Here is a 10,894-nt window from a genome sequence, read left to right on the forward strand (position 1 = left end):
CAACCAGAAACCAGAACAAACGATCGATCGTTTGTGTGTTCAGTTGTAAATCTTTAATTCAACTTATATAGATTAAAAGGAGGGACAAAAATGATTTGGAAAACAAGAGTAACGGAATTGCTTGGAATTACATATCCGATTATTCAAGGAGGACTTGCTTATTTAGCTTACTCTGATTTAGCAGCCGCGGTTTCTAACGCCGGAGGCTTAGGACAAATTACGGCGATGTCGCTGGAAAGCCCGGAGCGATTGCGCGAGGAAATTCGCAAAGTAAAAGAAAAAACAGACCGTCCTTTCGGAGTGAACTTTGCGATTGGACAACATGGCCGCCCTTTTCAACATATGCTCGAAGCCGCATTGGAAGAAGGAGTGCCAGTCGTTTCCGTCACAGGTGGGAATCCGGCCCCGTTTTTTGAACAGCTAAAAGGAACAAACGTGAAAAAACTGGTGCTGGTTGCCGCTGTTCGCCAAGCCGTAAAAGCGGAGGAACTTGGCGCGGACGCTGTCATGGTAGTGGGTCAAGAAGGCGGTGGTCATTTAGGAAAATACGATATAGGAACATTTGTTCTTGTCCCGAAAGTAGTGGAATCCGTTTCTATCCCTGTTATTGCTTCGGGAGGCATCGGAGACGGCCGCGGGTTGATGGCGGCATTAGCGCTTGGCGCAGAAGGAATTGAAATGGGAACGAGATTTATTGCTACAAAAGAGTGTGTTCATGCCCATCCGATCTATAAAGAGATGCTTGTTAACGGCTCTGAATATGATACCGTTGTGATTAAACGCAGTTTAGGAGCACCCGGTCGTGCCATTGCCAATGAATGGACGAAAAAAATTTTAGAAATAGAAGAACAAGGCGGGACATATGAACAACTAAAAGAATATATTAGTGGGGAAGCGAATCGCCGTTTTATTTATGAAGGAAAAATAAACGAAGGTTTTGCATGGGCTGGACAAGTGATGGGATTAATTAAAGATGTGCCAACAGTGGCAGAATTGTTTGAGCGAATGATTAACGAGGCGGAACAAATCCGGCGCAGATGGGCAAACTAATGCTGGAGGTGTCGGTGATGAATTATTCATACCCGTTTTCTTATGACTGGTCAACGCAAGAAATTATTGATGTTATCAAATTTTTCGAAGCGATTGAAACTGTTTACGAAAAAGGAATGGAACGGGAAAAGCTTATGAACATTTATCGTCGCTTTAAAGAAATTGTTCCGAGTAAAAGTGAAGAAAAAAAACTATGTGATGAATTTGAACAAGCAAGCGGATATTCGTCCTATCGCGTCATGAAAAAAGCGAAAGAAGCACAAAACGGCGATTGGATTAGAATGGAATAACATGGTAAAAAAAGTAGACGAATACACAAATTTGTTGCATACCCCCCTTTTCTAACATAATATATATAAAACAAAATAAGTATCAGAAAATTCGGGTATTTATATGACGGTTTTTCGGGGATTATATGGAAAGGGGTGCCCATGCTCATGAAAAGAACAATGAATTCTGTAAAGCGTGCGGACGGGGATAAGCGAATAGCGGTATTACGTCTTGAATTAGATTATGAATTAGCGACTCTTTATGAGGCGATGATGGAAAACGATGAAGAAAAGAAAAAAGAGTGTAAACGGAGATTAGAAAAGTTACGTCAAGAGTTAATGCGCCTTCAAGTATAACAGAACATTCAAGGCGAACCACACCAACGGTTCGTTTTTTTCTTGAGCGATATAGGCACCTCTTTTTCTTTACGGGGGATTCCGATGTATTATATGCTAATTACATACGCTGCAGAAATCAGGAGGATGAATATGCAGGAAAAATGGAAAGAAATAGATGAGTGTATCCGACAATGGATAAAGGAAGCGGGAACAAGAATTCTCGCTACATTTGATAAAAAGTTGACGATCGAAACAAAATCACATCGAAATGATTTAGTGACGAATGTGGACCGCGAAGTAGAGCAATTTTTTATTGAAAAAATAAGAAAAACGTTTCCCGACCATCACGTGTTAGGCGAAGAGGGATTCGGTGATGAAATTGCAACGCTTCAAGGGATTGTTTGGATTATCGATCCGATTGATGGTACGATGAATTTTATTCATCAAAAACGAAACTTTGCCATTTCAATTGGGGTTTTTGAAAATGGGGTAGGAGTTCTTGGGTATGTATACGATGTCGTACATGATGAACTATATGCGGCACGAAAAGGAGAAGGAGCTTTTCTTAATGATCAACCGCTGGCGCGTTTAGAGCCGGTATCTGTTTCCGAAGCCATTATTTCCTTAAATGCAACGTGGATAACTGAAAATAAACGAATTGATCCAAATGTATTAGCTCCGCTTGTAAAAGATGCGAGGGGAACGCGTTCGTACGGATCGGCTGCGTTAGAAATGGCATACGTTGCAGCGGGACGTTTAGATGCATATATTACGATGAGGTTGTCGCCGTGGGATTTTGCCGGCGGACTTGTGCTTGTTCAAGAAGTCGGTGGCATCGTGACAAATTTATACGGCGAGCCGCTTAATTTGCTTACAAAAAACTCTGTATTTGTTTCAAAGCCAGGATTGCATGAAGAAATTTTGCAAAAATATATACATCGCTGAAAACGGGACAAATCATTCGGTTGTCCCGTTTTTAAAGCATTCCTTTTTCTCGCATTCGTTTTTTTCGGGCAAATCCGATGCCGATAATTATGAATAAAGCGATAATTGAAATAATAATACCAATCATACTTTGTTCCGCAATAAAAATGCCGATGGCCATGATTGCTATTACTGCAAATATAGCCAATAGAAACGATACAGGCTGAAATTGTTTCATCCCAATCCCCTCTTTCATATTGTTTATCGGTTTTTCTTTAGTCTACACGAAAACATACCGCTTTTCTATCCTCTTTATGATATAATAAACGAGCAATTTACGTATAGGAGTGACTAACATTGACAAGAAGAGAAGATCTTCGTAATATTGCCATTATTGCTCACGTTGATCATGGTAAAACAACGTTAGTCGATCAATTGCTGCGTCAATCGGGAACGTTTCGTGCCAATGAACATGTCGAGGAACGCGCATTAGATCGAAACGATTTAGAAAGAGAACGCGGGATTACCATTTTAGCCAAAAATACAGCGATTCGTTATAAAGGAATGCGCATTAATATTTTAGATACGCCAGGACATGCCGATTTCGGCGGGGAAGTAGAACGAATTATGCGGCTTGTGGATGGTGTTTTGCTTGTCGTTGACGCGTATGAGGGGTGTATGCCGCAAACGCGTTTTGTGCTGAAAAAGGCGCTCGAACAACAGCTTACTCCCATTGTCGTTATCAATAAAATTGACCGGGAGTTTGCGCGACCAGAGGAAGTGGTCGATGAAGTCATCGATTTATTTATCGAATTAGGCGCGTCGGAAGATCAGCTTGAGTTTCCTGTTGTATACACGTCAGCATTAAACGGTACGGCAAGTTTGGACCCTCACAAACAAGAAGCGGATATGACCGCATTGTTCGAAACGATTATTAAGCATATTCCTGCACCGATTGATAATCGGGAAGAACCGTTGCAATTTCAAGTGGCGTTGCTTGATTACAATGAGTACGTTGGGCGCATCGGAATTGGCCGTATCTTTCGCGGCACGATGAAAGTCGGACAACAAGTAGCGCTGATGAAACTAGATGGTTCTGTCAAAACGTTTCGTGTAACAAAATTATTTGGGTTTATCGGCTTAAAGAGGATCGAAATCACGGAAGCAGAAGCAGGAGATATTGTTGCAGTGGCGGGAATGGAAGACATTAACGTCGGGGAAACGGTATGTCCATTGGATCATCAGGAAGCGTTGCCGCCGCTTCGCATTGATGAACCAACATTGAAAATGACGTTTTTAGTCAATAATAGCCCATTTGCCGGACGCGAAGGAAAATATGTGACGGCGAGAAAGTTGGAAGAACGCCTGCGCACTCAATTGGAGACGGACGTAAGCTTGCGGGTGGAAAACACTGATTCTCCTGATGCGTGGATTGTTTCTGGACGAGGAGAGCTTCATTTATCGATCTTAATTGAAAATTTGCGGCGGGAAGGTTATGAACTGCAAGTATCTAAGCCGGAAGTCATTATGAAAGAAATCGGCGGAGTGCTTTGTGAGCCGGTCGAACGGGTAATCATTGATATTCCTGAAGAATATACCGGGGCGATCATGGAATCGATCGGTATGCGCAAAGGCGAGCTGGTGGATATGATCCATAACGAAAACGGACAAGTTCGTCTCATCTTTATGGTGCCTTCGCGCGGTTTAATCGGCTATCGAACAGAATTTATGTCATTGACACGCGGATACGGAATTTTAAACCATTCATTTGACCATTATGCGCCGGCACAAAGCGGACAGGTAGGCGGCCGCCGCCAAGGGGTATTAATTTCCATGGAGACAGGAAAAGCGACGGCATATGGAATTATGCAAGTGGAAGACCGCGGTACCATTTTTGTGGAGCCTGGAACCGAAGTGTACGAAGGAATGATTGTTGGCGAGCATACGCGCGAAAACGATTTAGTCGTCAACATTTGTAAAGAAAAACATGTAACAAACATCCGTTCTTCGACAAAAGAGCAAACCGTTACGATGAAAAAGCCGCGTTTGATGACGCTCGAAGAAGCGTTGGAATACTTAAATGATGATGAGTATTGTGAAGTAACACCAAAGTCGATTCGCCTGCGCAAAAAAATATTGAACAAAAGCGAGCGAGAAAAAATGGAAAAGAAAAAGAAAGCCGCTAAGCAGGCGAAATAGGGGGGAAGATGGTGAACGTTATAGAGCGCCTTACCTTTTTTGCTTCGTTATATAAAGTGCATACAAATCCAGAACAAGGAATGTGGCTTCTTTATATTACCATATTGATTTTATCGGTTATTGTTTATCGCCTTGGTTTTGCGAAAAAATTGCCATTGTTGAAAAATGTCATTATTTATGTGCTGTTAGCATTAGGCTGCACGATTTTAACGTTTTTTGCGGTATTTTTACCTGTCGCGGAAGGGTTGGTCGTTGCGGCTCTCGTATTAGTGATTTATAAAATTCGTCTATATCAATCGAAAAAGCATGAGGTAAATGAACAAAAATAAGGCGGTGGAATCATGAAGTCGCTGCAAGATGCTCTTTATAATTGGTTAACTATTTATGTCGTGGCCGAAGCACGTCCAGATGATATAGCAGCGCAAGAAACCGTTGCCTTTTTTAGGGAAATATTAAAGCACGATTTTAACATAACAAAGGTGGAAGTAAAAAAAGAAGATATGTATATCGTCGCGTATGAGAGAGACGGAGAGCAAAAATCAGCTCGTTTTCCAATGGAATTGATTGAGGTGATGCTTAGGCAAATAGAAGAAGCGCCTGAAAAATATCGCAATTATCCTTCCTAAAAAAACGCCGGGTGATTACCCCCGGCGTTTTTTATCGATTTACGCAAAGTTTTTACCATTCATCGTTTGGCAGTTTCGAGCGATATATACGAAATTTTCCGGTTGCTAGGCGCGCCTTTGTTTTTTCGGCAATCCGATGATAACATTCCTCGCACATGTATGTGTGAATAGGACGGTTGCGCAGCCGTTTCGCAAGCAATGATTCATCGTCGATCGTATCAATTCGGTCGCAAAGAACACATTTGACTCTCATTGTACACCTCGTCGCTTTATTCAATCTTTTTTTTATTATATCATGAATCTGAAAGGTTTTTTACTTTTCCGTTTTAATGTATGATAAACGGAGAATAGTCTTAGGAGGGATGATCATGCCAAATAAAGTTGAACCTGCATTAACGGAACCGTTATTTCAAGCATTACAAAAAGAACGTTTTGTAACTATAGCGACTATCGACCATGAAACGGGAGGGCCAAATGTCAGCGCGATTTCATGGATTTACGCCCCTAACGAAGAGCATATTTATTTTGCTGTCGACAATCGTTCCCGGATTATCCAAAACATTCGTAATAATCCGTCTATTGTTGTGAATATTATCGCTAACGAATCAACCTACTCGATTAGCGGGAAAGCGCATATTAAAGCAGAGAAAATAGAGGGCGTTCCGCTTAAGTTGGCATTAGTGGATATTACTATTAGTGAAGTGCGTGATGTTATGTTTTACGGTTCCAAAATTGTAGAAGAACCAAAATATGAAAAAACGTACGATGCGCAAGCGGCAGCTAAACTGGACAATCAAGTAATGACCGCTCTTCGCAATGCATAAATAAGGAGCTTAGCTAATTACGGCTAAGCTCCTTACTTATTTATTTAAATATTCGTTGGACTGTTTTTCTTGATGGTTATTAAGCTGCTCTTCCTCACGCTTATTTAATTGCGAATCATTTTGTTCGGTTGGTTCCGGTGGCGTTGTTTCAAACAAATCGCTCGGAACTTCCGGCATGACGCGTCCGACGATATCCGCGATTTCGTTCATAAATGCTTGAACAGGACGCCCATTATCAACTTGATTGACAATATTTTTTAACCGAGTGTATAAATCGGGGTCGGCAATGATGATTGAATTTGCTCCATACGGATCTTTTTGCAACGTTTCGGCGACGGAATATTTAATTGTGCCGACACGTGAAGCGTCGATATTTGCATCAATATCGATACCAACGATCGCGTATTTTCCGACAACAAGAGCGGTAGCATCGTTTACGTTTGGAACGCGCTTAGCTAAATTCGCTAGACGATGGGCAATTTCTTGTCCGGATTTATTCGTTACTTTTTCATCAACCGTATTTCGTACACGGACAAGCGAGCGATCCGCATCGCGCCCCGCTTCGTCATTTCCTATATTGCACCCACCTAATAAACCAATACATATCGCTATAAGCAAATATCGTCTCCAGTTCATTCCTTTTACACCTCTATCTTAATTTTTTATTTTATTTTGTCATCATTCTTCTATCTTTATACATTTCCTCATATCTTATATAACAACGATCCCGTCCAAATATAAAAAAATGTAAAATAGGGGGGGCGCGGAATTTTGGGAGAAAAAATATATGTGTTAGATACGAATGTCCTATTACAAGATCCGTATTCCATCTTCTCGTTTGAAGATAATGAAGTTGTCATTCCAGCGGTTGTGTTAGAAGAAGTCGATTCGAAAAAGCGATATATGGATGAAGTAGGGAGAAACGCGCGGCAAGTATCCAAGCTTATCGATCGTCTTCGTGAAAATGGAAAACTACATGAAAAAATCCCACTTGAAAACGGCGGAGTGTTGCGCATTGAATTAAATCATCGTTCATTTCATCAGCTTCAAGAAATTTTCGTAGAAAAGACGAATGATAATCGCATTTTAGCAGTTGCCAAAAACTTATCTCTCGAGGAACAAGCAAAGGAAAACGGCCGTTCCGTTATTTTAGTAAGCAAGGATGCACTTGTCCGAGTGAAGGCAGATGCAATTGGGCTGCAAGCAGAAGACTTTTTAAGCGACCGTGTCGTCGATATTGATCATATTTACACTGGGTTTCTCGAGCTATACATAGGAACCGAGCATTTGCAGCGGTTTTATGAAAAGAGGGAACTCGTTTTAGCGGATATTGCCAATCATCCATTTTACCCAAATCAATTTATTATTATGAAAGATGCTTTTGGCGGCTCCGCTTCCGCACTCGGTATTGTCGACCATAGCGGCAAAAAAGTCCAAAAACTTTCGTTTCACTATGAACATATATGGGGAATTCGCCCGCGCAACGTACAACAGACGATGGCGTTTGAACTGCTTATGCGTGATGATATACAGCTTGTGACATTGATTGGCAAAGCAGGCACAGGAAAAACACTTCTTGCTCTTGCCGCAGGATTGATGCAGACGGAAGATTTGCGTACGTATAAAAAGCTGCTCATTGCGAGGCCAATCGTTCCAATGGGAAAAGATATTGGTTTTTTGCCTGGGGAAAAAGAAGAAAAATTGCGCCCATGGATGCAACCTATTTTTGATAATTTGGAGTATTTGTTTAATACAAAAAAAACGGGGGAGTTGGATGCGATTTTAGCAGGAATGAGCTCGATTGAAGTAGAAGCGCTCACATATATACGCGGACGCAGCCTGCCGGAGCAGTTTATCATCATTGATGAGGCGCAAAATTTAACGAAACATGAAGTAAAAACAATTTTAACGCGAGCTGGTGAGAAAAGTAAAATCATTTTAATGGGAGATCCGGAACAGATTGATCATCCGTATTTGGACGAATATAATAATGGATTAACATACGTCGTTGAAAAATTTAAAGATCAAAAAATTGCCGGGCATGTCCGTCTTGTAAAAGGAGAGCGTTCCGCATTAGCGCAGCTTGCTGCTGATATATTGTAAAAAAAAGCTGGATGTCCCGTCTTTAGGACATCCAGCGTTAACGGACAATGAAGCGGCGTATATGAGTAATTGGTGTTTTGCGATTGGAACCATCGCCAAAATAAAAATGAACTGGCCCATCTTCTCTTAACGGTTTTCCATCTTTGGAAAAGCCGAGAATTGCCTTATAAGCTTGTTCGAGCGAAACGGTTACTTCATTATGTTCAGTCACAATGGTCAGTTCCTTTGCATCCGGGAGCGGTTCGGCATTTTGCAAAAATGGAGCAAGCGGCATTGCAAATGTTCCTGTAATAATTTTTTCTTTTAAGTAACGTTTTTCTGTCTTCAATGTCGGTGGAAAAACGGCACCTTCTTGAATTTCCCGATCCCAAAAAGCAGATAGTTTTTTGATTTCCTCTTCTTCTTCCTGTTGCTCGTTTTGAAGTTGTTCATGAGATGGTTTCAAGAAATATGTGTTCAAATCTATTTTGCGGTCATCAAAAATCCATACCCCTGGATCGAGTGTGATCGTAAATTTTACATTCCCTGTTATCAGAATAATATCGCTCATTTTCCATCCTCTCCTCTACATCAGCTGCTGTTTTTAGTATAATGGTTAATGGATAGTTTGTCATGCGTTAGGTGTCTGGATGTGTCTCTTTTTTCGCCAAAGCCGGGTGGTCATTGCATAAATGAGGCTTCACTTGGCGTATATTGTATTTGTTTGTTATAAGCGCTGACAAGTGTTTCAACTTGCAAAATTGTGTATTTCACGTTAAGATTTAAAGAAGGATTAGGGGAGAACGGAGGGATGGATGTGACAGATGATGCCATTAACTATCGTGAAAAAGCGTACGCGCTTCTTCAAGCAGACGCGGATAAAATTGTAAAACTCATTCAAGTACAAATGGATAACTTGACAATGCCAAAATGTCCACTCTATGAAGAAGTACTTGATACACAAATGTTTGGTTTATCGCGGGAGATTGATTTTGCGGTCCGTCTCGGGCTTGTGGATGAGAAGGAAGGGAAGGCGCTGCTTGACCGATTAGAGCGGGAACTTTCGGCGCTTCATGAGGCTGTGACAAAAAAGCGCGTACGATAAAAATAAATGCTAACTCAAACGGTTGAAAGGTGCAATCGTTTGAGTTTTTCTGTTTTTTAGAAGGAAAACAATGTTTGAATACGAATCATTTTAATATAATAACTATTCATCATGATTAAACATCTATACTAGCGAATAAGGAAGAGGAATGATGGATAAGGAATTAATCAAAAAGATTATGAAATGTTACGATTATCCGCTTATTATTGCAGTCGTTATGCTTTCGCTATTTGGATTGATTATGGTATATAGTTCAAGCATGATTTCCGCCGTTATCCGCTTTGAAGTGCCAAGCGACTATTTTTATCAGCGGCAAAAGTTATGGCTCATTGTATCATTTATTTGTTTTTTCGTTACGCTTATTGTCCCGTATAAAGTATGGGCGAATGAAAAATTGGTAAAAGTGATCTTTTTTGGATCGCCGCTGATGCTAACAGCAGTTGCTTTTCTAGGTCATACCGCAAATAACGCAACAAGCTGGTTTCGAATCGGGGCGTTAAGCTTGCAACCGGCGGAGCTTGTGAAACTGGGATTAATTGTTTACTTGGCAGCGGTATTTGCGAACAAACAAAAAAGGTTGGCAGAACCTGTGAAAAGTAATTTATTTCCAATTTACTATACGTTATTTATTTGTTTTTTAATCGCCATTCAGCCTGATTTTGGTACGGCGATGATTGTAATGGCGATCGCTGCTTGTTTAATTTTTTCGTCAGGATTGAGACTTCGCTTATTGTTTAAGCAGTTGTTATTTTTTATCCTTGTTATTGCATTGGCGTCTCCAATTATTTTTCCTCTTTTCGGTGATAAAATTTTTTCAGAAGAGCGAATGTCACGGATTTATAGTTTTTTAGATCCGTTTAAATATGCCAATGACGAAGGTTTTCAGCTTGTTAATTCCTATTTGGCAATTGGATTAGGAGGAATAAAAGGATTAGGGCTTGGAAAAAGCATTCAAAAATATGGCTATTTACCTGAGTCGCACACCGATTTTATTATGTCCATTATTGCCGAAGAACTAGGGCTTTTTGGGGTAACATTTACATTAGGCATTTTAGCTTTTATTGTGCTAAGAGGATTATGGATTGCGAGAAAATGCAATGACGCGTTTGGCAGTCTTCTTGCGATCGGAATTTCTGCCATGATTGGCATTCAAACGTTTATTAATGTTGGTGGTGTGACAGGAGTGATACCAATTACTGGAGTTCCATTGCCGCTTGTTAGTTATGGAGGTTCCTCGCTCATGATATTTATGACCTCCCTTGGAGTGCTTGTCAATGTATCGATGTTTACGAAATACGAACAAAGTTATAAACGAAAGGGAAAAAACGTGAAAAAATTGCAAGAAAGAGGTCTGACTTTTTAGAAAAGATATTTACAAAAAGGGAAAACCATTATAGTTTTATTAGAAAGGAGCATTCCCGTTAGGAGCTTTTCCGGGGACTTGATCAAAAAAAGCCCTCTTGGTATGATGCAGGG

The 10,894-nt window shown here is 40.7% G+C and carries 15 protein-coding genes; 11 read left to right on the plus strand and 4 right to left on the minus strand.

Annotation, left to right across the window (positions count from 1 at the left end):
• The first annotated feature begins 90 nt into the window (after positions 1-90).
• From DCC82_RS07050 to DCC82_RS07065, 4 genes are all read left to right on the plus strand, one after another.
• The gene (locus tag DCC82_RS07050; RefSeq protein WP_015863304.1) at positions 91-1,050 is read left to right on the plus strand and encodes an NAD(P)H-dependent flavin oxidoreductase; all 960 of its coding nucleotides are present in this window, start codon (positions 91-93) and stop codon (positions 1,048-1,050) included.
• 17 nt (positions 1,051-1,067) lie between these two features.
• Positions 1,068-1,340, plus strand: a complete 273-nt coding sequence (locus DCC82_RS07055; protein ID WP_015863305.1) for a UPF0223 family protein — start codon at positions 1,068-1,070, stop codon at positions 1,338-1,340.
• Positions 1,341-1,487: 147 nt separating this feature from the next.
• Complete coding sequence (locus DCC82_RS07060) at positions 1,488-1,676, plus strand: hypothetical protein (protein WP_062678296.1); 189 nt, start codon at positions 1,488-1,490, stop codon at positions 1,674-1,676.
• A 132-nt stretch (positions 1,677-1,808) separates the two neighbouring features.
• Positions 1,809-2,603, plus strand: coding sequence for an inositol monophosphatase family protein (locus tag DCC82_RS07065; RefSeq protein WP_015863307.1), 795 nt, complete (start codon positions 1,809-1,811; stop codon positions 2,601-2,603).
• A 31-nt stretch (positions 2,604-2,634) separates the two neighbouring features.
• Here the strand turns inward: DCC82_RS07065 and DCC82_RS07070 are convergent, their stop codons facing one another.
• Positions 2,635-2,820, minus strand: coding sequence for a DUF5325 family protein (locus DCC82_RS07070; RefSeq protein WP_015863308.1), 186 nt, complete (start codon positions 2,818-2,820; stop codon positions 2,635-2,637).
• Positions 2,821-2,939: 119 nt separating this feature from the next.
• On the opposite strand from DCC82_RS07070, the gene typA reads away from it, so the two are divergent.
• Genes typA through DCC82_RS07085 form a run of 3 tightly spaced genes read left to right on the plus strand, consistent with a single transcriptional unit; the run spans position 2,940 to position 5,407 of the window.
• Positions 2,940-4,781, plus strand: a complete 1,842-nt coding sequence (gene typA, locus DCC82_RS07075; protein ID WP_015863309.1) for a translational GTPase TypA — start codon at positions 2,940-2,942, stop codon at positions 4,779-4,781.
• An 11-nt stretch (positions 4,782-4,792) separates the two neighbouring features.
• The gene (locus DCC82_RS07080; RefSeq protein ID WP_041269843.1) at positions 4,793-5,110 is read left to right on the plus strand and encodes a YlaH-like family protein; all 318 of its coding nucleotides are present in this window, start codon (positions 4,793-4,795) and stop codon (positions 5,108-5,110) included.
• Between the two features lie 12 nt (positions 5,111-5,122).
• Positions 5,123-5,407 carry a hypothetical protein gene (locus tag DCC82_RS07085; protein WP_081189625.1) on the plus strand — a complete coding sequence of 95 codons (285 nt, stop codon included), beginning with the start codon at positions 5,123-5,125 and terminating at the stop codon, positions 5,405-5,407.
• 52 nt (positions 5,408-5,459) lie between these two features.
• On the opposite strand, the gene DCC82_RS07090 is transcribed toward DCC82_RS07085, so the two are convergent.
• On the minus strand, positions 5,460-5,660 hold the full coding sequence (locus tag DCC82_RS07090; RefSeq protein ID WP_015863312.1) for a YlaI family protein: 201 nt from the start codon (positions 5,658-5,660) through the stop codon (positions 5,460-5,462).
• A gap of 115 nt (positions 5,661-5,775) precedes the next feature.
• Between DCC82_RS07090 and DCC82_RS07095 the strand changes: the two genes are divergently transcribed.
• Positions 5,776-6,231 (plus strand): pyridoxamine 5'-phosphate oxidase family protein, encoded by a 456-nt coding sequence (locus DCC82_RS07095; RefSeq protein ID WP_015863313.1) that lies wholly within the window; start codon positions 5,776-5,778, stop codon positions 6,229-6,231.
• A 36-nt stretch (positions 6,232-6,267) separates the two neighbouring features.
• Here the strand turns inward: DCC82_RS07095 and DCC82_RS07100 are convergent, their stop codons facing one another.
• On the minus strand, positions 6,268-6,867 hold the full coding sequence (locus tag DCC82_RS07100; RefSeq protein WP_015863314.1) for a YhcN/YlaJ family sporulation lipoprotein: 600 nt from the start codon (positions 6,865-6,867) through the stop codon (positions 6,268-6,270).
• Between the two features lie 135 nt (positions 6,868-7,002).
• Here DCC82_RS07100 and DCC82_RS07105 point away from each other — a divergent pair, with 135 nt between their 5' ends.
• A complete protein-coding gene (locus DCC82_RS07105; RefSeq protein WP_062678295.1) occupies positions 7,003-8,334 on the plus strand; it encodes a PhoH family protein in 1,332 nt (443 codons plus the stop codon).
• A gap of 37 nt (positions 8,335-8,371) precedes the next feature.
• Here DCC82_RS07105 and DCC82_RS07110 read toward each other — a convergent pair whose 3' ends face one another.
• Positions 8,372-8,884, minus strand: coding sequence for a hypothetical protein (locus tag DCC82_RS07110; RefSeq protein WP_015863315.1), 513 nt, complete (start codon positions 8,882-8,884; stop codon positions 8,372-8,374).
• A 240-nt stretch (positions 8,885-9,124) separates the two neighbouring features.
• Between DCC82_RS07110 and DCC82_RS07115 the strand changes: the two genes are divergently transcribed.
• Positions 9,125-9,418 carry an Fpa/YlaN family protein gene (locus tag DCC82_RS07115; protein WP_015863316.1) on the plus strand — a complete coding sequence of 98 codons (294 nt, stop codon included), beginning with the start codon at positions 9,125-9,127 and terminating at the stop codon, positions 9,416-9,418.
• Positions 9,419-9,569: 151 nt separating this feature from the next.
• Positions 9,570-10,781, plus strand: coding sequence for an FtsW/RodA/SpoVE family cell cycle protein (locus tag DCC82_RS07120; RefSeq protein WP_108430293.1), 1,212 nt, complete (start codon positions 9,570-9,572; stop codon positions 10,779-10,781).
• Positions 10,782-10,894 lie beyond the last annotated feature (113 nt).

Origin of the sequence: Geobacillus sp. LYN3 (assembly GCF_003064505.1) — a bacterium.
In the GTDB taxonomy this organism is placed as follows: domain Bacteria; phylum Bacillota; class Bacilli; order Bacillales; family Anoxybacillaceae; genus Parageobacillus_B; species Parageobacillus_B toebii.

Coding starts and splice junctions, on each gene's coding strand:
- DCC82_RS07050 (WP_015863304.1), top strand. CDS start 91: ATGATTTGGAAAACAAGAGTAACGGAATTGCTTGGAATTACATATCCG.
- DCC82_RS07055 (WP_015863305.1), top strand. CDS start 1,068: ATGAATTATTCATACCCGTTTTCTTATGACTGGTCAACGCAAGAAATT.
- DCC82_RS07060 (WP_062678296.1), top strand. CDS start 1,488: ATGAAAAGAACAATGAATTCTGTAAAGCGTGCGGACGGGGATAAGCGA.
- DCC82_RS07065 (WP_015863307.1), top strand. CDS start 1,809: ATGCAGGAAAAATGGAAAGAAATAGATGAGTGTATCCGACAATGGATA.
- DCC82_RS07070 (WP_015863308.1), bottom strand. CDS start 2,820: ATGAAACAATTTCAGCCTGTATCGTTTCTATTGGCTATATTTGCAGTA.
- DCC82_RS07085 (WP_081189625.1), top strand. CDS start 5,123: ATGAAGTCGCTGCAAGATGCTCTTTATAATTGGTTAACTATTTATGTC.
- DCC82_RS07090 (WP_015863312.1), bottom strand. CDS start 5,660: ATGAGAGTCAAATGTGTTCTTTGCGACCGAATTGATACGATCGACGAT.
- DCC82_RS07095 (WP_015863313.1), top strand. CDS start 5,776: ATGCCAAATAAAGTTGAACCTGCATTAACGGAACCGTTATTTCAAGCA.
- DCC82_RS07100 (WP_015863314.1), bottom strand. CDS start 6,867: ATGAACTGGAGACGATATTTGCTTATAGCGATATGTATTGGTTTATTA.
- DCC82_RS07110 (WP_015863315.1), bottom strand. CDS start 8,884: ATGAGCGATATTATTCTGATAACAGGGAATGTAAAATTTACGATCACA.
- DCC82_RS07115 (WP_015863316.1), top strand. CDS start 9,125: ATGGATGTGACAGATGATGCCATTAACTATCGTGAAAAAGCGTACGCG.
- DCC82_RS07120 (WP_108430293.1), top strand. CDS start 9,570: ATGGATAAGGAATTAATCAAAAAGATTATGAAATGTTACGATTATCCG.